The sequence below is a fragment of the Bacillus sp. FSL K6-6038 genome (assembly GCF_038050455.1).
Lineage (GTDB): Bacteria > Bacillota > Bacilli > Bacillales > Bacillaceae_G > Bacillus_A > Bacillus_A pseudomycoides.
In genome coordinates this window covers 4641669-4663930 of sequence record NZ_JBBOUH010000001.1, presented here as the reverse complement: position 1 = coordinate 4663930, position 22262 = coordinate 4641669, and the positions used below count along the sequence as shown (strand labels likewise).

The 22262-nt window shown below is 34.7% G+C and carries 22 protein-coding genes, 2 pseudogenes and 1 riboswitch; of the genes and pseudogenes, 16 read left to right on the top strand and 8 right to left on the bottom strand.

The genetic code is table 11. From position 1 onward, the window contains the following. Positions 1–12 precede the first annotated feature (12 nt). From NSQ40_RS24555 to NSQ40_RS24545, 3 genes are all read right to left on the bottom strand, one after another. On the bottom strand, positions 13–1983 hold the full coding sequence (locus NSQ40_RS24555) for an FtsX-like permease family protein (protein ID WP_003208842.1): 1971 nt from the start codon (positions 1981–1983) through the stop codon (positions 13–15). 94 nt (positions 1984–2077) lie between these two features. Further along, positions 2078–3100, bottom strand: coding sequence for a sensor histidine kinase (locus NSQ40_RS24550; RefSeq protein WP_003201433.1), 1023 nt, complete (start codon positions 3098–3100; stop codon positions 2078–2080). Between the two features lie 2 nt (positions 3101–3102). Next, the gene (locus NSQ40_RS24545; protein WP_003201435.1) at positions 3103–3798 is read right to left on the bottom strand and encodes a response regulator transcription factor; all 696 of its coding nucleotides are present in this window, start codon (positions 3796–3798) and stop codon (positions 3103–3105) included. 205 nt (positions 3799–4003) lie between these two features. On the opposite strand from NSQ40_RS24545, the gene NSQ40_RS24540 reads away from it, so the two are divergent. From NSQ40_RS24540 to NSQ40_RS24525, 4 genes are all read left to right on the top strand, one after another. Then, the gene (locus NSQ40_RS24540; RefSeq protein WP_018764634.1) at positions 4004–4276 is read left to right on the top strand and encodes an autorepressor SdpR family transcription factor; all 273 of its coding nucleotides are present in this window, start codon (positions 4004–4006) and stop codon (positions 4274–4276) included. Further along, positions 4273–4905 (top strand): SdpI family protein, encoded by a 633-nt coding sequence (locus NSQ40_RS24535; RefSeq protein ID WP_033796496.1) that lies wholly within the window; start codon positions 4273–4275, stop codon positions 4903–4905. Before NSQ40_RS24540 ends, NSQ40_RS24535 begins: the two co-directional genes overlap by 4 nt. Positions 4906–5046: 141 nt before the next feature. Further along, a complete protein-coding gene (locus tag NSQ40_RS24530) occupies positions 5047–5763 on the top strand; it encodes an ABC transporter ATP-binding protein (protein WP_003204770.1) in 717 nt (238 codons plus the stop codon). Next, on the top strand, positions 5753–7327 hold the full coding sequence (locus tag NSQ40_RS24525) for a putative ABC transporter permease subunit (protein ID WP_033796497.1): 1575 nt from the start codon (positions 5753–5755) through the stop codon (positions 7325–7327). The genes NSQ40_RS24530 and NSQ40_RS24525 overlap by 11 nt, the downstream gene beginning before the upstream one ends. Before the next feature lie 90 nt (positions 7328–7417). On the opposite strand, the pseudogene NSQ40_RS24520 reads toward NSQ40_RS24525, so the two are convergent. Beyond that, positions 7418–8310 (bottom strand): annotated as a pseudogene (locus NSQ40_RS24520) (AraC family transcriptional regulator). 296 nt (positions 8311–8606) lie between these two features. Here NSQ40_RS24520 and NSQ40_RS24515 point away from each other — a divergent pair. The 3 genes from NSQ40_RS24515 (at position 8607) to NSQ40_RS24505 (ending at position 12028) form a co-directional block, all read left to right on the top strand. Next, complete coding sequence (locus NSQ40_RS24515) at positions 8607–9377, top strand: ABC transporter ATP-binding protein (protein WP_003201420.1); 771 nt, start codon at positions 8607–8609, stop codon at positions 9375–9377. After that, complete coding sequence (locus tag NSQ40_RS24510) at positions 9364–11313, top strand: ABC transporter permease (protein ID WP_098158874.1); 1950 nt, start codon at positions 9364–9366, stop codon at positions 11311–11313. Before NSQ40_RS24515 ends, NSQ40_RS24510 begins: the two co-directional genes overlap by 14 nt. A 145-nt stretch (positions 11314–11458) precedes the next feature. Next, a complete protein-coding gene (locus NSQ40_RS24505) occupies positions 11459–12028 on the top strand; it encodes a class I SAM-dependent methyltransferase (RefSeq protein ID WP_003208849.1) in 570 nt (189 codons plus the stop codon). Positions 12029–12165: 137 nt separating this feature from the next. Here the strand turns inward: NSQ40_RS24505 and NSQ40_RS24500 are convergent, their stop codons facing one another. The 3 genes and pseudogenes from NSQ40_RS24500 to hpt all read right to left on the bottom strand — a co-directional run bounded on the left by NSQ40_RS24500 (position 12166) and on the right by hpt (position 13385). Beyond that, positions 12166–12345 carry a cold-inducible protein YdjO-related protein gene (locus NSQ40_RS24500; protein WP_003208850.1) on the bottom strand — a complete coding sequence of 60 codons (180 nt, stop codon included), beginning with the start codon at positions 12343–12345 and terminating at the stop codon, positions 12166–12168. A gap of 184 nt (positions 12346–12529) precedes the next feature. Continuing rightward, a pseudogene (locus tag NSQ40_RS24495) lies at positions 12530–12771 on the bottom strand (diacylglycerol kinase family protein); the annotation flags it as partial. An 83-nt stretch (positions 12772–12854) separates the two neighbouring features. Further along, positions 12855–13385: a hypoxanthine phosphoribosyltransferase gene (hpt, locus tag NSQ40_RS24490; protein WP_003201413.1), complete on the bottom strand. Its 531-nt coding sequence runs from the start codon at positions 13383–13385 to the stop codon at positions 12855–12857. Positions 13386–13572: 187 nt separating this feature from the next. On the opposite strand from hpt, the gene NSQ40_RS24485 reads away from it, so the two are divergent. The 9 genes from NSQ40_RS24485 (at position 13573) to NSQ40_RS24445 (ending at position 21090) form a co-directional block, all read left to right on the top strand. Next, positions 13573–14478 carry an ABC transporter permease subunit gene (locus NSQ40_RS24485; protein ID WP_098114067.1) on the top strand — a complete coding sequence of 302 codons (906 nt, stop codon included), beginning with the start codon at positions 13573–13575 and terminating at the stop codon, positions 14476–14478. After that, positions 14471–15376 (top strand): ABC transporter permease subunit, encoded by a 906-nt coding sequence (locus tag NSQ40_RS24480; RefSeq protein ID WP_018764626.1) that lies wholly within the window; start codon positions 14471–14473, stop codon positions 15374–15376. Before NSQ40_RS24485 ends, NSQ40_RS24480 begins: the two co-directional genes overlap by 8 nt. A gap of 202 nt (positions 15377–15578) precedes the next feature. After that, positions 15579–15791 (top strand): hypothetical protein, encoded by a 213-nt coding sequence (locus NSQ40_RS24475; RefSeq protein WP_003201418.1) that lies wholly within the window; start codon positions 15579–15581, stop codon positions 15789–15791. 187 nt (positions 15792–15978) lie between these two features. Beyond that, on the top strand, positions 15979–16311 hold the full coding sequence (locus NSQ40_RS24470; protein WP_033796500.1) for a hypothetical protein: 333 nt from the start codon (positions 15979–15981) through the stop codon (positions 16309–16311). A 288-nt stretch (positions 16312–16599) separates the two neighbouring features. Continuing rightward, a complete protein-coding gene (locus tag NSQ40_RS24465; RefSeq protein WP_033797774.1) occupies positions 16600–17205 on the top strand; it encodes an N-acetylmuramoyl-L-alanine amidase family protein in 606 nt (201 codons plus the stop codon). Between the two features lie 224 nt (positions 17206–17429). After that, positions 17430–17834 carry an LPXTG cell wall anchor domain-containing protein gene (locus NSQ40_RS24460; RefSeq protein WP_003201407.1) on the top strand — a complete coding sequence of 135 codons (405 nt, stop codon included), beginning with the start codon at positions 17430–17432 and terminating at the stop codon, positions 17832–17834. A 93-nt stretch (positions 17835–17927) separates the two neighbouring features. Beyond that, the gene (locus NSQ40_RS24455; RefSeq protein WP_018764622.1) at positions 17928–18548 is read left to right on the top strand and encodes a class D sortase; all 621 of its coding nucleotides are present in this window, start codon (positions 17928–17930) and stop codon (positions 18546–18548) included. Positions 18549–18601: 53 nt separating this feature from the next. Continuing rightward, a complete protein-coding gene (locus NSQ40_RS24450; protein ID WP_003201411.1) occupies positions 18602–19291 on the top strand; it encodes a response regulator transcription factor in 690 nt (229 codons plus the stop codon). Next, a complete protein-coding gene (locus tag NSQ40_RS24445; protein ID WP_033796501.1) occupies positions 19288–21090 on the top strand; it encodes a sensor histidine kinase in 1803 nt (600 codons plus the stop codon). Before NSQ40_RS24450 ends, NSQ40_RS24445 begins: the two co-directional genes overlap by 4 nt. A gap of 157 nt (positions 21091–21247) precedes the next feature. Here the strand turns inward: NSQ40_RS24445 and thiT are convergent, their stop codons facing one another. Continuing rightward, positions 21248–21916, bottom strand: coding sequence for an energy-coupled thiamine transporter ThiT (gene thiT, locus NSQ40_RS24440; RefSeq protein ID WP_018764620.1), 669 nt, complete (start codon positions 21914–21916; stop codon positions 21248–21250). A 94-nt stretch (positions 21917–22010) separates the two neighbouring features. Next, positions 22011–22112: riboswitch (TPP riboswitch) on the bottom strand. Positions 22113–22262 lie beyond the last annotated feature (150 nt).

Genomic DNA, 22262 nt, shown 5'->3' with positions numbered 1-22262 from the left:
CCTTTCTATTTTTTAAAGACTAATATGCCGAGATAGTTTTTGCATATATAAGGAACGAATTAACAAGAAAAAGATAATTTCAACCGTTCCAAATATCGTAAGAACAACTGTAATTTCAGCAAATAATGATAGATTTATGACTTCTTGTAGCATTTTTGTAGCAAACATTGTATGAATGGAAGCCATGATGTACGGAACGAAGAATAAGATCGCTAGCTGAATGGTAGCGGAACGCTTCATTTCAGATTCTGTTAACCCGATTTTTGTAATCGTAATATATTTTTCTTGTTCACTTGTTAAGTCCGTATACATACGGAAGTAAAGGACACTCCCGGCACCAATGAAGAAAATGACGCCAAGGAAAGTACCAATAAAGAAGAATGAAGCGGCGCCTAGTTTAATTTGGTATAGCGTATCACTCGCTTCCCACATGATATATAAAGGTTCTTTAGATGCGATACTTTTTCGATCTTTTTCCAATTTATTAATATATTCTTCAGCGATTATATATGTCTTTTCCCAGTCTTGTACTTGAAAGTTATACAGTGTCATATGTCTCATGTTATTCGATAAAGCATGTACTGTATCATCAGATAAAATTAGTAATTGTGGTGTCAGACCAGCTGGTGTTACGCTAAAATTCTCATAATCTTTTACATGTAATGTAAGTGAATTTTGCGAAAGTGTAACGTTTTTTTGTTTGAAATCTTCTTGCAGTGGACTCAATATGTTTTGATATCCATATCCAGGTAGGATATATGTTTCATTCTCTTTTACAAAAAGGTGCTTGAGGTGTAAAGCAGTCGCAAGTTTATTATAGTCACTTTCTTTTAATACATATGCTTCTCTTTCATAAGGAGTGGTTTTGTCCTTTTGTAATGAAACTGCATATAAGTCTGTTTTGAACTTTTTATAGGTAAATTGTTCTTCGCTAAGTCGTTTTTCTAACCAGTCCATATGCTGTGAAGCAAGTGGATTGGCATCGTATGAAATATAGGTGAACGGGAATGGATTATTTTTGGCAACATCCAACTTTATGAATTTCCCAAACCCATATATGAATGTAATCATTGTAAATGCGAGAGTAGATAGCATAGCTACAATAAAAAGCATATTAATATTTGTTCGAATACGGCTTGCCAAATCTGAAATCCACAGCATATTAATTCGCTTCATGTAAAATTTTCGTCTTGTTTTCAAAATCCGAATGAGCAGGAAGCAAATTTGTGAAAAGAAAAAGTATGTTCCAATTGCCACAAGTGACGGAATGACGAAAATGCTAGAAAACATGTAAATCGATCCTATCTTTGGATCTAAAGATAGAAAGAACATTGGATTTCCGGCTAGTATATATCCCGACAGCAAACATAGAGCACCAAATAAAGAAATAAGGATAGAAGGTTTTTGCTCTTTTTGCTTTACTTTTCCTTCTTTTAAAAGGCGTACTGCTTTTCTTGTTCGGATGAGCATAGGAGTAAAAGCAGAAACAACGATAAAGAGTCCAAGGAAGATTGTTGCAGTTAAAAGGATGGCCCCTGAAGGCCAATATAAATACAATCCTGGGACGTGTGTGATTTTTCCTGTTACTAACAAGAAAAATTGTGAGAATACGAGTCCAAGTTGAATGCCAACAAAGATGGACAATATCCCAATCAACATATTTTCCATAAAAACAAGACGTTTTAATTGCCTTCTCGATATTCCTAAAACGGTTAAAACTCCAAATTGTTTTTTACGAACTTTTAAGAAAGTACCGATGGAATAAAGCAGAAAGAAAAAGGAAAAGCACACAATGACCACTTCTGAAAATATCATTAACCCTGTAATTCCATCAACTGTACTAAAATTTTGTAGCCGAGGATGAAATAAATACACCGCAAATGAGAAGAAAATCGCAATGGAAAACGCACTGCTTAAAAAATAGGCAAAATAAGCACGGGAATTTCGCGTTACGTTTTTAAATGCAAACTGCCAAAAAGTCATGCTGTATACCTCCAAATCGAAGATATAGATGTAGTCATGTTGCAAAAAATGTATGAGAGTGAGTTCTCATACATTTCGCTGAAATTGTGTATGTTCATTCTTCAATCACCTTCCCCGAGCCGTCTGCTTGATGATTTAAAGCATTATGGAAGATGATCTTAATGCTAGTCCCTTTACCTACTTCAGAGTCTAACTTCACGGAATGACCTAAATAAGAGCAAATTTTACTGACAATATAAAGCCCCATACCAGTTGATTCTCCGAAAGTACGTCCATTTTTCCCTGTATAAAATGGTTCAAATACTCTTCGGATATCTTCCTGCGGGATACCAACCCCTTCATCACGAATTTCTAAAATAATATCTTTCCCATTTCGATAGCCAGATAAGAAGACTTTCTTGCCTCGCTCGCCAGAATAGCGAACCGCATTCGTCATTAACTGATAAATAATGAATTTCAGCCACTTTGCATCAGAAGCAACCATAAGATCAGAATGAACTTCTAGAACAGGGAATACACCGTTACGAATAAAGAGTTCTTTTAAGCCGTTAATATTTTTTGTTACGGCATCCTTTAGTGAAATCGTTTCTACATGGAAGTCTTCGTGGAAGTTATTGAGTCTCGCCATATATAACGCCATATCAAGTCCTTGATTTAATCTTTCTAGTTCTTTCTTAAACTTGGGAATGAGATGTTCATCTTCCATTTCTAGTACCATCAGCTGCATAATAGAAACTGGCGTTTTCATTTGATGTACCCAGTGATTAATAAACAATTGGTGTTCTTGTTGTTTGACTTCATATGATTGCAGTTCTTTTTGGAATAGACGATATTGAGTCCGAACAAGCTCATTTACGCCGTGTGGCATAGGTGCGGTCGCTCTTTCAATAAACGCATCTTCCATTTTTTCCGGTGGCTCACTTAATCTGTGATACATTCTGCGGTTGCGAACATAACGATAAGCAAGGAAGCAAATAAATAAATATAAACTTAATACGATGAAATAAAATTTATTGTTTTGAAATCCATCAACTGCATCATAGAGAATAAAAATGATACCGAAATTTAATGCATATAATAGAAAAAATACAAAATGATCACGCAAAAATAACTTCATGCTTATTCACTCCAAGTTGCGTTAAAACGATATCCTAATCCGCGTACTGTTTCAATTGCGTTTTCAATACCAAGCTCATTAAATTTCTTACGAAGACGTGTAATGTTTACGTTTAACGTGTTTTCTTCAACGAAGCTTTCATCATCCCAAAGCGCAGCTAATAGATCTTCGCGGTTTGCTGTACGAGGGTGTTTCGATAATAACATTTCAGCTAAGATAGCTTCTTTCTTTGTAAGAAGAACTTGCTCACTTCCAAAATGGATTTCTGGTCGTTCAGGGAATAATTTTAAACCTTCCACTTCAACAATACGCTCCGAAATATTTGGTGCATAGTCACCATAAATGCGACGTAATTGTCCTTTAATTTTCGCCATAACAACATCGTAGTGGAATGGTTTTGTAATATAATCATCTGCACCGCTTTCAATTGCCATAATTTGTTCCATCTCACCAGCGCGTGCAGAAATAAAAATAATCGGACAAGTAGATTCGTGACGAATTTGACGGCACCAGTAGAAACCATCGAATTTTGGTAAGTTTACATCAAGCAATACAAGATGTGGTTTCACTCTATTAAAAGAATCCATAATATCATCAAAGTTATCAGCAACAACAGCTTCATAACCGTATTTTTGAATGTGAGACTGAAGTAAAGATGAGATATTTGGATCGTCTTCAACGATTAAAATTTTATACATAGTTATTCCTCCTAAAAAACAATTGTAGCTATAGTGTACCATGTGTTTCTTGTCTTTTCATTATGTTGAAACGAGCGCTAGTAAACAGTATAGGGCAAAAGTGGAAAAAGCAAAAAGAAATGTGGATATAATTGACAATTTATAGTTTTTATTTTAACATTTAGATAAATATCTAAATGTCTAATTATTGAAAGGAAGAAAGGCATTGAACCAAGCATTTAAAGCATTAGCAGATCCAACAAGACGAAAAATATTAGATTTATTAAAAGAAGGCGATTTAACAGCTGGAGAAATCGCCGAGCACTTCAATATGACAAAGCCGAGTATTTCGCATCATTTAAATGCACTTAAAAACGCGGAACTCATTCAAGATGAAAAAAGAGGGCAATTTGTTGTGTATTCCTTAAACACAACCGTTTTTCAAGATTTATTAACTTGGGTGTTTACGTTTACGAATAAAGGGGGAGAGGGGAAATGAAAAAGCATCTTTTTGCAATTATATTAATTCTTACAACTTGCTTAATATGGGCAATTTCTTGGCCATACTTGCCAGATACAATCGCAATCCATTGGAGCGGCGGGACTGCTGATGGATTTTCATCGAAATTAACTGGAATGATGTCTATGGTTGGTATCATGATTGGTTGTTATGTATTTCTAAATGTTTTACAAAAAATTGATCCAAAGAAAGAAAACTATGAAAAGTTTTCTAAAGCTTTGATGATGATAAATAATAGCCTGCTAGTTGTCTTATTTATCGGAAACATAGATATCATTACAAATGGCTTAGGTTATAAATTATTTATTAATCGGGTCCCCGAATTACTTGTTGGAATTTTATTTTTAATTATTGGTAATTATTTACCGCAGTGTAAACCGAATTTCTTTGTGGGTATGCGTAACCCATGGACGCTAAGCAATGAAGAAGTATGGCGCAAAACACATCGCTTTAGCGGAAAAGTATTTGTAGCTTTAGGACTTATGATGATGGTAAGTATTGTTGTGCCAGCTGAATGGAGATCTTATATGATGCTTACAATGATATTAATTGCTGTGGTGTTGACGAATGGATATTCTTATATTTTATATAAAAAGGAACAATTATAAATAGTAGATACGATTCTGTAAGGACGTTTGCAAGTAATGATATGTGGTAAGGATGAAGTCTTATTGCGTATCATTTTAGTTATTTAGGTCTGAATATTCAGTCTTGGTATACGCGAGTTTAAATCGTTTGGGGGAGAGGGCATGTTAGAAATCATAAATTTTAGCAAAACCTACAAAGGTGGCAAAAAAGCAGTAGATGATTTGAGTTTAACTGTTCAAGCGGGAGATATTTTTGGATTTATCGGACATAACGGCGCTGGGAAAAGTACGACGATTAAGTCGCTAGTAGGTGTTATAGACTTTGAGGAGGGCGAAATTTTTGTTGATGGACATTCAGTAAAAAAGGACCCGATTACGTGTAAGAAGGTCATGGCATACATTCCTGATAATCCAGATTTATATGAACAACTAACAGGGATTCAATATTTGAACTTTGTGGCGGATGTTTTTGGGGTGTCTGTAAAGGACAGAGAAGAACGGATACAAACATATGGAGATGCTTTTGAGATTACACCATATTTGGGGGATTTAATATCCTCCTACTCACACGGTATGAAACAAAAAGTAGCGATTATATCAGCAGTTGTGCATCATCCCAAATTATTAGTTTTAGATGAGCCTTTTGTTGGTCTCGATCCAAAGGCGGCTCTTGTACTTAAGGGGATGATGAAGGAACTTTGTGAATCAGGCAGTGCGATTTTCTTTTCTACTCATGTATTAGATGTAGCAGAGAAGTTATGCAATAAGATAGCGATGATTCATAAAGGGAAACTAGCAATCTCGGGGGAAGTAAAGTCTTTAATCAAGGGGAATTCATTAGAAGAGCTCTTTATGAAGGTGCTTGCTGATGAAGAATAATACGCTAGCGCTTTTAAAAATCCGTCTGATAACGCAGCTTGGTCTAAATACTTTCAAGTATGAAAAAGATAAGAAAAAGAAGCAGAGTAAAATTTTAATTTCAGTATCAATCGCCTTGGTTGCTGCCCTTTTGATGCTATATTGTGGAGGCGCGGCATATGGATTAATCAAACTGGGGATAGGGGAAGTCATTCCAGTTTATGCATTCGTTATTAGCAGTATATTAGTTTTGTTTTTCACTATGTTTAAGGCGAATGGTGAAATTTTTGCCTTTAAGGATTATGATTTTGTCATGTCTTTACCGATTCGTGTAGATACGATTATCGCTAGTAGATTTTTGTATTTGTACGTATTAAATACTGTCTTTTCAATGATCATCATGCTGCCGATGGGGATTATTTATTGTATATATGAGAATCCATCAATATCTTTCTATGTAATGTGGATCATAACTCTGTTTACAGTATCTTTAATTCCAACAACAATTGCGGCTGTTTTTGGTGCATGCATTACGGCGATAGCATCTAAGTTTAGACATGCGAATCGAGTCACTACTGTTTTAAGTTTTATGGCAATTATTATATTTGGCTACTTTATGTTCAAGCAGGGAAATGCGAAATATAGTTTTACTGACTTAGAAGGGATTGGAGCAATCGTTTCAGAGCAATTGACTAAAGTGTATCCGCTAGCTAACATTTTTCAAAAAGCAATTGTCGATGCGAATATAGGAGCTTTTATTCTTTTTGTCAGCATATCAGTTATTTGGTATTATCTTTTTGTAAAAATACTCTCTTTCAAATATAAGCAAATCAATACAGGAGTTTCTACGTACCATACGCGTTCCGATTACAAGATTGATCATATGAAGAAAGAAAAAGTGTTGATTGCATTATATAAAAAAGAACGGAAGCGTTTCTTTTCTTCTACAGTATATGTAATTAATATCGGTATGGGAGTTGTCATGGCAGTCATATTCTCACTTGCAGTCGTTATAGTAGGGCCAAGTCAATTTATTGGATATCCTGGAATCGAAACGCTTTTACAAAAGGTTGCTCCATTTGTTATTTCAGCAATGATTGCAATGACGTGTACAACGTGTGTGTCATTGTCGCTCGAGGGGAAAAACGTATGGATTATCAAGTCATTGCCTCTTACACCGAAAATGATCTATGACAGTAAGATTCTCATGAATCTTTCACTCAGCATACCTACATCAATTATTAGCGCTATCCTTATGATTATAGGTTTAAAGCCAGGTATTTGGACTTCAATTTTAATCGTAATTACCCCAATCACATATTCTTTTTTTTCAGCAGTATGGGGTGTTTTTATTAATAACCGATTTGCTTATTATGATTGGGTATCAGAAACCCAAGTAGTGAAACAGAGTATGGGAGCTGTTCTTGGTATGCTTGGAGGCATGATTCTGGCAGTCATTCCTGCCTTTCTTATAGGTACTGCTGTGATATCAAACTATAGAATGTTTACTTTTGTAGTTGTTGTAATGATTTCGATTATGACTGCAGTGTTGTATAGCAATGAGTCTAAAAGAAGGATAAAGTGAAGCATTAGTCTAAAAAAGCTGTCTCCAAAAGGGTGTTAAAAATGACCTTTTGGGACAGCTTCTTTACTTTAATAATCAACTAGGAATATATTACCTTTTCACAACTGGTATCCATATTTCACTTTTAAAAGTAGATGAAGTCACATCTTTATTTTCATTCCATAGGATTTCCGGTCCTTCCATTTGTTCATAATTCGAAGATGGAAACCACTCGGAATAAATACGTCCCCATATATTTTGCAATGCATTAGGAAATGGCCCAATTGCTTCAAATATAGCCCAATTGCTTCAAATATAGCCCATGTTGAGGCAGGAACTTCAAGTTGCTTGAACTGCTCTGGACAAGTTTTCGTTGTTGCGACGCCAATATAGTGATCAAGTTCTCCTTTTTCCTCCATTCTCCCTTCAGAAAAATTGGTAGAAGCACTGATGAGTCCTGTAGGATCCACATTCGAAAGGGTCTTTAATGTGTGAATCGATTGACTGTCTAAGCTTTTCCACATAGAAGCAATTTCTTGATTTACACCACTAAAAATAACCGGTACTCGTTTCTTTATACCAACGATGCGAAACGTCTCTTTTTTTTCGATTCGATAGTTCATTTCATTTCCTCCTTTAATGGATAACTGGAAGGTCATTCGTGAGTAAGCCTTAAGGGTATGGCTGCTATTTTTAGCCTCTGACGGTGTTATCCCATGCAGATTTTGAAATGCACGTGAAAAGGAATCTGGCGAGTTGTATCCATATTTTATAGCGATATCAATGACTTTTACATTGCTAGCATTTAGCTCAAATGCTGCAAGAGTAAGGCGTCTACAACGAATATATTCTGAAAGCGACGTGCCTGAAAGGAAGGAAAACATTCTTTTAAAATGGTATTCCGAGCAGAAAGCTAGCCTAGCCACTTCTTTAAAGTCAATGTCATTCGTAAGATTGTCTTCAATATACTGTATTGCTGCATTCATATTTTTAAGCGAATCCATCATATGACCTCCTTTGTTAATAGAATAGCAGGAATGAAATAACCTCATCCGACATTTCGTGCACAATTATATAGGGTACCTTACAGAAATGTAATGTTTCTGTAAGGAGAATGAATGGATGGCTATTTATCCCAATGCTATAGTAGCAAAGTAGTTATTTCATGAAGTTAAATGTCCATGTCTTCTGCTAAGTAGCCTTACATAACTGTCATGTTTGTGTAAGAAACATCGATAGTGGCAAGAGTAGGAGTTAGATATAGTGAAAATAGAGAATAGAAGAAGTGAGGGATATAGAGATGAAAACAGTGTTAGAAGCGAAAAATATTAAAAAAGTATATGATACAGGTGGAAATAAATTTGAAGCGTTAAAAGGTATTAACTTACAAGTGCAAGAAGGTGAATTCGTTGGAATTATGGGACCTTCTGGATCTGGTAAAACGACTCTTTTAAATGTTCTTTCTACAATTGATAATGCAACGAGCGGTGAGATTTTAATTGATGGGAAAGACATTGTGAAAATGAATGATGATAAATTAGCATTGTTCCGCCGTGATCATTTAGGATTCATTTTCCAAGATTATAACTTATTAGATACGCTAACGGTGAAAGAGAACATTGCATTGCCACTTGCGTTATCAAAAGTGAAAGCGAATGAAATTGATCGCCGCGTTCTTGAGATTGCGAAGAAGTTCGGCATCGATCATATTTTAAGTCAATTTCCATACCAAGTATCTGGTGGACAGAAGCAGCGCTGCGCAGCATCACGTGCAATCGTTACAAATCCAAGTATGATTTTTGGGGATGAGCCAACAGGAGCACTTGATTCCAAATCAGCAACAGACTTATTAGAAAGTATGAAGTCATTAAATGAATATGATAATTCAACAATTTTAATGGTAACGCATGATGCGTTTGCGGCAAGTTATTGTAAACGTGTTATCTTCATTAAAGACGGTGAGTTATATAAAGAATTGCACCGCGGGGAATTAACTCGTAAACAATTCTTCCAACAAGTAGTAGACGTAATGTCCGCAATTTCCGGAGGTGCCATGGATGACGTTATCTAGCATTGCCCTCCGCAATATACAGCGGAACTTTAAGGATTATTTTTTATATTTTGCATCTATGATCTTTAGCATCGTCATTTATTTTACATTTAAAGCGCTGCAATATAATTCACAAATGGAAAAAGCAGCGGAAGGATCTAAGAAAATTAGCGGAGCATTCCAAGTTTCCAGTGTGATGCTGATTATTTTCGTAGCGGTATTTATTATATACTCTAACGGGTTCTTTACACGGAAACGTAAAAAAGAAGTTGGATTATATTCACTGCTTGGTATTCGAAAAAGACAAATCGGTAAAATGTTATTTTATGAAAATATGTTGATGGGCTTAATGTCATTAGTAATCGGGATTGCGATTGGTAGTGTACTGTCGAAGTTGTTCCTTGAATTGTTAGTAAGTATGATGGGACTGAATTTAAATGTTCATTTTGAAGTACCAATGTCTGCAATTATTGATACGGCAATTATCTTTTTTGTGATTATCCTTTATACATCACTTCAAGGATATCGTTTAATCTATCGCTTTAAATTAATTGAACTTTTCCGTGCAGAACGTGAAGGAGAAACGATGCCAAAAGGATCAATGATTATGGCATTGATTTCAGTGTTCTTAATCGGTTCTGGCTATTTCTTATCACTGATGTATATTAAAGCAATTAAATATATAGACTTTATGACAGTTGCGCTTTATATTTTACTTGCAACAGTACTTGGTACGTACTTACTATTCATGTTCTTTACAGTATTTGTATTAAAACGAGCAAGACATAAGAAATCATCTTTCTATAACGGTATGAACATGGTAACGACGTCACAGTTACTGTACCGCATTAAAGGAAATGCAAAATCTCTAGCAACTATTGCAATATTAAGTGCGGTAACATTAACGGCAGTTGGTACGTCTGTTACGATGTATTACAACACGTTTAAACAAACGAAAGATTATGCGCCGCACAGTTATTCTTACGAGAAAAAGGATGCGGCACTTGATAATAAAGTAAATGCGATTTTGGGTGAAGAGAAACAGAAGCATCCTGTAACGAACCAATTCGAAATAGAAATGGTTCCTGTTAAAGGAAAGTTTGAAGGCGAAAAAGCAGATATGGGTATTAATACAAATTATTTAGTTACCGAGAAATATCAGCTTGTATCGCAATCAGCATTTAATAACATAGCAAAGAATATGGATATAGAGGCTGTAAGTTTGGCGGCTAACGAGGCATTCGTATTTGATGGTATGTATATTGAAGGGCATGAGTTCAGCACTGTATATAAAGGGAATAAAGCGGTATTCCCGATTGGTAATGAAGCGAAAACATTAACGATTAAAGGTGCTGAAGGACGTAATATAACGAACTTAGGAGAACTATTCGTTGTTGTACCAGATGAAGTATATAAGAGTGCGAAGGCAGTAGCTGACACACGTATCGTTAAAAATATCGATGTAAAAGATGAGAGGAATAGTAAAGTGCTAACAGAGAAATTAAAGAAAGTGATGCCAGCTGGAGAATCAGAAGTTGCGCGACCTTTCAATGATTTCTACACGGGTTTCCATGGTATGCTGGAAGCAACAGGATTAATGATGTTTATCGGTCTATTCTTAGGACTTGTCTTCTTACTAGCAACAGGCTCTATCATTTACTTCAAACAGCTAACAGAAGCAAGTGCAGACCGCGATCGTTACGTTGTACTACGTAAAGTCGGGGTTACAAAACAAGAAATGAAAAAGGCAATTGCGAAACAAGTAAGCTTTATCTTTGCAATTCCATTAGTAGTAGGGATTTGCCACAGCTTATTTGCATTAAAAGGATTATCAACGTTAATGCCATATGAAATTTTGATTCCATTATTAATGAGTATTGGTGTGTATAGCGTCATTTATATTGGATATTACTTCTTAACAGTTCGTTCTTATTACAAGATCGTGAGCTCGAAGTAATGAAAGGAGCAGCTATCGCTAGAAGCGATAGCTGCTTTTTTACATCTTCATAAAATCTTAAGAAATTCCCATGCTATTTTTTAAAAAATGATAGTTATACTGGGAGCTATATTAGACGATATTGAATGAACGGGAGAGGTTAGAGATGCAACTTATTACATTCTTAACCGAATTTGTGAAACATCCAAAGAATACTGGAGCAATTGCACCTAGTTCTAACATATTAGCCAAAAAGATGGTAGGCGCGATTAATTTCGAAGAAGCAAAGTATATTCTAGAATTGGGACCTGGAACAGGATCATTCACGAGAGAGATTATAAAGAGAAAAAAAGAACATACAATATTTATCTTGATTGAAATTAATGAAGTTTTTTTCAAAAAGTTACAGAAGCAGTTTAAGGACGATCCAAACGTTTTGGTTATACATGGATCAGCTGAGAACATAAAGAAATATATAAAGGAGTTACAAATAGAGAAGGTTGATTATGTATTATCAGGGTTACCTTTTACATCCTTACCAACGGAAGTATCATCTCGTATTTTATCCAGTGTAATGGAGTCATTAAGTGAGGATGGCGAGTTTATTACGTTTCAATATTCGCTTGCAAGGAAAGCATTTATCCAAACCTTTTTTCAGGAAATTTCACTAAAAAAGGTTTGGTTGAATCTTCCTCCAGCACATGTTCTTAGTTGTAGAAAAAGGCAGCTATTTTAAGTAATAGCTGCCTTTTTCAATCATTTATTTCAAATTTATAATTAGGAAGTAAACTTGCACTGTAGATAAGGAGAAAGAGGATCTTCTCTTTATTTGATTTCTTAATTGGGGAATGTAGGGGAAATGGAACCTAATCTTTACAATTTTTGTAGTAGTCGTGTTCCGCTCCCCATATCTCCTTTACATAAGGGACATTTTGGTTCTTCTTCTAAAGAAAAGTTTTTACGCATCCATCCTAAACAGTCTTCTGCTTGGCATTCCCATACAGCGATTTCTTCTGGATCTTCGACAGGTTTATTATTTCTTTTCCAGTACATACAATCACTCCTCTAAAGTGAAAAATTTTTCTAAAAAATAAAAAGGTTGTTAACGTTTTTTGTTAACAACCTTTTATACTTTTAATTATAATGTTTATTTTATAAAAATGCGAACTTTACTATTTACCAAAGTATAACAAAGAATCTATTATACTAGTGCTGGATTATAAATCATCGTAAGATGACCTGGCAATAATTCGATATGACACGGTGTATAAAGGGAACTTTCTCCATCTGTATCCACTTCGTTTGCAAACTCCCTGCAATACTTTGTTGCATCGTCTTGTTTTTTGTATGGAGAATACGTAAATCAGAAAAAGCTGCAGCTAGCGGTGGAACGATTTTGGATAGATTAGTATGTAAATCGCCGTGTCCTGCTTTTGGGTTTACGATGAGAAGAACTTTTTCGAAAGCTTTTTTTGCTATTCTAATCGCTCCCTTTGCTTTTTACTAGTAGAACTTTATATAAATAAACTTCCATCAGAAAGCGATGGAAGTTATATACGATTTTATTTCTCTGTTACTACTGAAGCGATAAATGGTAAGTTACGATATTTTTCTGCACAGTCAATGCCATAGCCGACGATAAATTCATCTGGAATTTGGAAGCCTACATACTCGGCTGTCAAATCAACTTTACGACGCTCTGGTTTATCAAGTAATGTACAGAACTTTAATGCTTTTGGTTTATGCATAAAGAAGTGGTCTTTTAAGAAGTGAAGTGTTAAGCCAGAATCGATAATGTCTTCTACAACAATTACATTTTTGCCTGTAATGTTGACATCGATATCTTTTAACAATTTAACTTTTCCTGTTGTTTCCGTTTGGTTGCCGTAACTAGATGCAGAGATAAAGTCGATTGTTACTTCATTTTTAATGTGACGAATTAAATCAGCAGCAAAGACGAAAGAACCTTTTAGTACTGCGATCACAACGATTTCTTCTCCTTCAAAATCGCGTTCAATTTGCAGTGCTAGTTCTTTTACCTTTGTTTGTAATGCTTCTTCAGAGATTAAAGTATCTTTTATTTCAATTTTCATTAGGATCCTCCTGCGTTGTAAAACTTGTGAACATTTTGACTGTAAAGGATTGAAGGGGAAAAGTCAAAAAAGAGAAATACATATTGGCTAAAGGTTTATATTAGGAAAGCCAGAATAAAATAAAATGAAAGTTCGATTTGAAGTTTTCATGATCCGTTCATGCTAGAGAAATTGAGAGGAGAATGGAATGTTTAAAAAAATAATCTCAATAATTCTTCAACTATTTATTATGATTATGCTATTTGTAGTGATTGTAAGTCTTCCGATGTTATTTATAAATGGGAAGAAAGTTGGAATACATGTAGAGCATTTTTTTACACAATGTATACATGTTATCTCTGCACTTATACATCCAGAAGAGTTAAAGCTGAAAATGGCTACACAAGTAGCGACTGTTTCAAACAATGTACAAATATTTAAGATACAAGAAAGGGAATTTCCCTTATTTCCACTTATATTTAAGCCATATACATATTCACTCGTGCTTATACTTGGAGCGCTTATAGTTTCTATCTGTTCGTCTTTTTTATGTAGTATCATTGCGGCGGTTTCACCGAGGCGTGTACAGAGAGTGATAGAAGAAGCTGTATTTTTTCTTAAAACAATTCCAGATGTCTTCCTAATTTTTTTTCTTCAACTTTTCATGGTAAGTATATATAGGTATACCGGATTTTTACCATTACATCCATTTTCTACGATGCAAAATACATCTATTGTATTACCACTTCTCATTTTAGCTATTATACCTACCATCTCTTTATTCCAATTTCAAATGCTACTTATAAATGAGGAGCAGAAGCAAGATTATGTTATGTTTGCGAGAGCGAAAGGGTTTGGTAACATGTATATTTTGTGCAGGCATATTTTTCGCAATATGGTTGTTTCAGTTGTGAATCATATTGAATCAATATTACTAGCCTTGATAACGAGTTTATTCGTTTTTGAGTATATGTTTAACATAAGAGGTTTATTTTCGATTTTGATTAGCGGTCAAGATCCGGTGATTATCGTTTATTTGCTGCTGTTATTTATAGTGCCTATGTATGGAGTAATAGTAGGATTGAATTGGTTAAGGAGGAAGTTGTATGCATAGCCAGCGTTATAAGTACTTCTTATTCCCGATTATTTTATTATTAATAATAAGTATTACACTCCCATATTTTCAAGAGGAGTCTAAGGTAGTGGAATATCGATACAATGAAAAAGGAGAAATTGTTGAAGCGGCTCCTTTTTCAATTTCCCGTGCACATTGGTTTGGAACGGATCGAGAAGGAGAAGATTTATTTTATAAAGTAATAGATGGGGCTAAGTACACAATTTTAATTTCATTTTTTGTGGCAGTTGCTAGAGTAATCATTTCTTTATTGATGAGCCTGTTCATTCATAATGATAAGTGGGGACTTTCTTTCTTACAACGTGTTACTGTTAGTTTGCAATTTTTTCCGCAAACGTTATTTTGTATCTTATTTCTTACACCATTTATCATTTATGAGCTACGAACGAAACCTATTGTCACAAATATAGAAGTACTATGTATACAATTTCTTGTATTCGTTTTTGTAGCAGTGCCAGGAATGACACGATTTTTTCATAAAGAAGTTCAGCAACTTTGGAACAAGGAATATGTAAAGAGTTCTTTCTTATTAGGAGGAAGCAGATGGCATGTGTTTCGAACTCATATTATGAAAGTATTGCAACCACAAATTATATTTCAAATTGGAGAGCAAATGGTGCAAGTATTATTAATTATGTTACATCTTGCCCTGTTTAAATTATTTTTAGGGGGAACGAAAATTGTTTCCGGGCAAGCTCATGATCAATTTAGTATATATTTTCCATACCTAAATGACTGGGCAAATTTAATTAGTTATTACTATGGAGAATTAATGCTAGAGCCAAGAATTATTATAATCCCAGTTATGTTTTATATGATTCTTTTATATTGTATGACGAAAGTAGTGAACGGATATAAACATAATAGAATAGAGTAAGCAGAAGATTTATCTAGAGTATTATTTTTCGTCCAACGTGGTTAGAGAGTAGAGGTGAGGAAATAAAAAAGAATTGGATTTATCTTAGAGGAATTCCTTTATTTGTATAATAGCATTCTTTTTACAAAAATCCCCACAAAATAATCTGATGATATGATATACTGACCATATTGAGAAAACGCTTCCATGAAGGGTGATAACCATGAAAAAGAAACAGTACACAAGTGTTACATTTATAAAAGCATCACTTTTAACAATTGTTCTTGGTATGTTGGCTTACTTAATTGATGTTCCTGCTATTCGCATTTCACTCATTGGGATGACTTTAGTTCTTGGAGCAATTTCTCATGGAATGATGTTGCAACTGTATGAAGCTGGATTAGATGATATGAAAAAATATATAGATGAAAAATGATTAAAAACCCTCCATTCGTTTAGATGAAGGGTTTTTTCATTTCTTACAAAAATGTAAGGTGATTTGTAAGAAAAATCGATAGTTGAGTAGTCATCTTTTGGATAAACTTATAGATGTAAGGTAAAAGGGAAGCACATTTTAGGTAAAATAAGCTTTAGGCACTATATGTGAAAAGGAGTAGGAGGGAATGGAGAAACGTTGGACGACCCTTGCTTTGTTATCAACTAGTAATAAGATGGTACTAGATGAAGAGATGTGCCTTTTGCACTTGTTTGATCGGGAAAACGATCATTCTTCTTCACAGTTTACAATGAAGTGGTGTAAATGGAGCGAAAGTTGTAAGTTTGAAGAAGAGACCCCTAATGAAGAGCAAAGGATCATTCTCACAAACCCGATAGAGGCATGGGCCTTCCAACGTCGTAAGTGTAACGTCAAAAATCACTTAAAGAAAACTGAGCCGAGACAATTAGTTATCACTCCAGCCCCTTTTACTCTAAATTCACGCGAAAGTAACAATTAGACACTGAGACACAGAAAAAGCATTGTAGATTCCCTCTACAATGCTTTTTTATCCCGCATGAATTTCCATTCATGCGGGATAAAAAGGAATTTAGTGAAAGAGAAATATCTATACTAATTGTAAGAATGTAACGGTAAAATGTTACCATAAAAATATAAAAGTAACAAAAGTGATAAAAATATTACAATTATATTACAAAAGTGTTGTTTACACCTATAATTAGTAATATAATTTACTTGTAGGGTATAGAAACTAAAAAATAATTTATTATTTGGGAGACTGGGAAAAATGAAAAAAATTATTTTGCTAGTTTTAATGTCTGTAATGTTTTTAGTACCTGCCGTTTCTCATGCAGAAACAAGTGGAAATGTGAATCAGGCTGTCCCGAAAGAAGAACAAGCTATACAAAAAATGAGATGGGTAAAAGCTGGAGATTCATGGTATTACTTTGATAAAGATGGAAAAGCTCATGAAGGATGGGTAAGTTATAACGGAAATTGGTATTACTTTATAGATGGAATCATGGTGCAAAAAGATTATGTTAGGGTAAATGGAAGAGATTATTATTTAGGTAATGATGGTGTTATGCAGACTGGTTGGATACATGATGGTGGAAATCGCTGGTTATATGCAAACCAAGATGGATCATTCAAAACAGGTTGGGTAAAAGAAGGGAATAAGTGGTATTATATTCATCGTGGATTAATGGCAACTGGATGGATAAGAAATGATACAGGTTGGTATTATATGAATCCGAATGGTACGATGAAAACAGGTTGGTTGCAAGAATCTGGGAACTGGTATTATTTAAAATCTGACGGTGCAATGGCAACAGGCAAACACTTAATTAATGGTACTTGGTATTCATTTAAAGATAACGGTGTTATGCTCTAGATATTTAAAAAAAGAGGCTGTCGAAAGTAGTTGAATTAGCTACTTTCGGCAGCCTCTTTTTATTCCGTAAATAGAGAGGTGTGCATAGGGAATTTTGCTTTCTTGAAGGTAATTGAATCTTTAAGAAAAATCCATTTCATCTGCATCTCATATTTACATAACAGATATATTCTATAAATACATCCGATGCGATGTGAAAAAAGTATACTAAGGAGAGATATAAAATGAAAAAGAAACTTTTACCAATCTGTGCGATGGCACTTTTATCAGTAGGATATTCTTCGGTAGCAAGTGCGTCTACTGGGACAATGACAAAGGAAGAAGTAGCACAAGTACAGCAAGATACAACGAAAAAAGAAGCAGCAATGCAGGAACAACAAAAACAAGATAAGATGAAAAAAGAAGCGGCAGTGCAAGAGCAACAAAAACAAGATAAGATGAAAAAAGAAGCGGTAGTGCAAGAGCAACAAAAACAAGATCAAATGAAAAAAGAAGCAGCAGTGCAAGCTACAAAAGGTGAAAAACTACCAAATACAGCATCAAATAGCATAACAATGATGACGTTAAGCGCGTGCCTTGTAGCATTAGGATCATTGTTTGGATTTACGCGCCGTAAAATTAAAGCGTAAAACAAAATATAAATTAGTCTATAAAGAATGGGATAATTTCATATATTAAAAATGGTAGGATATCCCTACCATTTTTTGCATGGAGGGATTAAAGTGAGACTTATAAATCGTATTGGACTTGCTTTCATGATAGTCGGTATTCTTATGGGGACGTATTATTTTTTTGAATGGTATAAAGGAAAAAGTTCCGCACAAGATTTAACGACAGAAGAGATAAAGCATTTTGAAAAAATAGAATTAAAAGGGCATTCCACTGAAACATCTGTGAATTCTCAAGTACCTTCTTCTCAAATGCAATATAAAGAAGGAGAGAAAGTAGCGATGTTAAATATCCCAAAAATAAAGAAGAAGTTCTCTATATATTGGGGGGCAAGTGATACCACATTGAAAAAAGGGGTAGGTATGTTTGTTAGTGATATGACAACAGCTCCATCTGAAGGAGGACACACTGTACTGAGTGGACATCGCGATACTGTATTTACAGAGCTAGGAGAGCTTAAAGAAAAAGATAACCTCATTGTGGAATACGATAATAAGATTTATACTTATGAAATTCAAAAAATGTGGATTACACATGCGGATGATCGCACAGTCATAGTAAAGAAAGAAGAACCAACATTAACGCTGACGACGTGCTATCCATTTGATTATATAGGTGATGCACCAGATCGATATATTATTGAAGCGAAATTGATTGCTACTGATTCAAAATGAGAGTATAGTACTCTGTCTTTAGCTATTTAGAATGAGAGAAGGGGGAAGGGAATATGACAAAAACAATTTTAATTGTTGAGGATGAAGATATTTTACGCGAAATATTGAAAGATTATTTTCTAAATGAACAATATAAAGTACTTGAGGCAAGAGATGGGAAAGAAGCTTTATCCTTGTTTGAAGAAGAAGAGGTTCATTTAGTTATTCTTGATATCATGTTACCGGAATTGGATGGTTGGTCTGTTTGCCGAAGAATCCGTAAAACGTCTCAAGTGCCGATTATTATGCTCACGGCACGTGTGGATGAAGATGATACGTTACTTGGATTTGAGTTAGGAGCGGATGATTATGTAACGAAGCCATATAGTCCGCCTATTTTACTAGCGAGGGCAAAGCGATTACTTGAAAGTCGAATACTTACAAGTAAATCTCCAAGTAATGAAGATGATACGCTATCTATTCATGGAATTTGTGTTCATTTCCCATCACGTATCGTTACGATAGAAGGAGTGGACATTAATTTAACACATACAGAGTTTGAGATATTGACCTATTTTATGCAGAATCAAGGGATTGTTTTGACAAGAGAGCAATTGATTTCAAGAATTTGGGGATATGAATTTGCTGGTGATGACCGGACAGTGAATAGTCATATCCGTAATTTACGAAATAAATTAGGAGATAAAGCAAAGTACATTACGACTGTTGTTCGGATGGGGTATAAATTTGAGGGGAATGTATGAGCAAAGGGATTGTACTCAAATTATTTATTCTTACAACAGCACTATGCATGTTGATTTTAGCGACGATTTTTATTGGACAAACGATATTTTTTAAACAATATTATGCCAACAGAAAAGTTAGTGATATTAAAACAAATATAAGCTCCTTTGAGAGAGAGTATTTGAATAGTGATGGTAACACAGAAGCAATTCAGAAACTGGAACAAGATTTTTATAGAGAAAATAATACATGGATTACAGCATTAGATAGTGATGGGAATTTAAAACATGCGACTGATTTTTATTTAGAAGTAAAGCTGGATCGGCTATCGCAGAAGGAACTTGGAAAAACAAACCTTACAATCCCTCTCTATTATCTTATGGGGATAGAAGAGGTTGAAAATGAAAAAATGCCGTATTTTTCAGGGGTGCAAATTTCAGTTTATGGAATGGTTAGAGATTCTACATTTGTTCCTGCTGTATTAAATTTAAGTAAGGGTAGTATAAATTGGTCCAACAAGCCATTAGATAAGAAAATAAATGAAATAGCTCCTAAGGTGAAAGAGGAAAAGAAAAGTGCTGCTCAAGTTCCTAGTACTGGTTTTGGGGGAACCGTTACAAAAGTGCAACTACCTGATAGTAAAGGGATAGTGAATCCACTTTATAAAAACACTTTGTTCTTGGAGAGTATAAAAGAATTTCAAGCGGACTTACTGTTAAATGAAAATAAAGATAACAATGATGCCTTAAGAATAAATGACTATGAAAAAAATGATATAAAATATAAATTATTAATCAAACCGATAAAGGAAAAGGATGGCTCTTTAACATATATATTCGCGATGGCGTCCTTGCAGCCCGTAGATGAAGCAGTACAAATGGTAAAGGATTATTATGTATATATTATTGCATTTGTGCTAGTACTTACCTTGTTGGCATCTTTTTATTACTCAAAACAAATTGCAAAACCGCTATTACGAATTAATGATACAACGAAAAAAATTGCACATTTAGATTTTTCGGAAAGAATCCCAATTACTTCAAAAGATGAGATTGGCGATTTATCTAACAACATTAATATATTATCAAATACATTGCACACACATATTGAACAATTAGAACAAGATATTGAAAAAGAAAGAAAGCTAGAAAATACGAGAAAAGAATTTATTTCAGGTGTCTCACATGAATTGAAAACACCGCTAAGTATTATGAAAAGCTGTATTTCGATTCTAAAAGATGGGGTAGCCGAACATAAGAAAGAATATTATTTTCAGGCAATGGAAAAAGAAGTGGATAAGATGGATATGTTAATTTTGGACATGCTGGAGTTAGCTAAATTTGAATCTGGCACGTATAAAATGCAGATGGATACTTTTCATATTGATGAGGTCATTGAGCATATATGTGGACAACTATCATTAGAAATAGAGAAGAAACAACTTCATATTCACAAACACATATCTCCAGCTCAAGTTGTTGCAAATCAACATCGTATTGAGCAAGTAATTGTCAATTTCATTACGAATGCAATCCGTTATACACCTGAAAAAGAGGATATTATTATTTCTACAATAGATGAGCTAAATCAAATAAAGATTTGTATAGAAAATAAAGGCACTCATATTGAAGAAGAACAATTAGATAAAATATGGGACCGTTTTTACCGTATAGATACAGCTCGTCAACGTTCAAACGGTGGAACGGGACTCGGACTTGCTATTTCCAAAAATATTTTGGAACTTCATGGCGTAGAGTATGGTGTAAATAATACAGCAGATGGTGTGTTGTTTTACTTCTATTTAAATAAAAAAGTGTAGTAGGGTTTGTCTAAATACACAGAATGAAAAAGGTCTTTCTCAGTAGAGAAAGGCCTTTTGGTTTTTATCCCGTATTAACGGGCAGTAAGACCCCCACCTTCACTTCGTTTAGAGGGGGGATCTTCTCGGTTAAAATGATAAAAAATAAGACTGCCATTTAGGCACTCTTATTTTTAAAATTCATATTATGCGCACCAATACTTTTAAATAAGCGTGGTGAAGTTGAAAACAGGAGTAGTAGTAATACTGTGCATAATGCAAATGAACCGAGCATTGTACTACCATTCACGATCAATGAATAAAGAACAGCTGACTGTCCTGGTGGTGCGTACTTCCCAAAGAAGATAACACCAGCAATAAAGTGACAGAAATAACGGGCAAAGCTACCAACAAATGTAGCAAGGATAATATAAAAAAGCGCCTTTTTCCCTTGCCCGCTTTTTGATGAAGGTTTATCTTTGCGGCTACCAATGTCGGATTGTACGTTAGATGTATGTTGGTTGTTCGCAAGTGCCTTTTGAATTGGACGATAGAATAAACCAGCAAAACCGATAAAAGCAAATGCAACGAAGTACTCAATAAACGCTTGAACTGGCGTTAAAATGTAAGCATCGCCGACTACAATTTGTAGTAGACCCCAAATGAGTCCTCCTAAGAAAGCAGTTTTAAAGCCCCAGCGGTAAGCGATAATAAAAATAGGAATCATTGCAAATGAAACAGAACCGCCTGTTGGAAGTTTAATTGATAGTGGTAAAATGTCGATGATCAAGGCGAAGGCTGCAAGGATTGCAGATTCAATCATCGCTTGTAAATTGGTGTTACGCATGTTGTTAATCCCCCTAAATCCAAGTTGCACAAAAAAGAATACTTATCATAGGGAGATATGAAATACGTAAGTAGAAAAAGAATGAGGTATTTCAAGTTCAACGTTTGCACAATTCCTACGTTAGCATTAACTAACAGGTTCTAAGGGTCGGAACGAAGTGTTCCCTCTCAGCAGCAAAGCTCCCCCTGTGATAACGAGATTCTTTATTTGTTAGGTTTATTGTAATTGAAATGGATGAGAATGGCAAATGAATATATAAATACAAATTGAAACGGCATAAAAACCTTCTTTCTAGGTGGAAGAGAGGATTCGGCCATGGATAGAAGCGGTCAGACCCTCTTCCTGC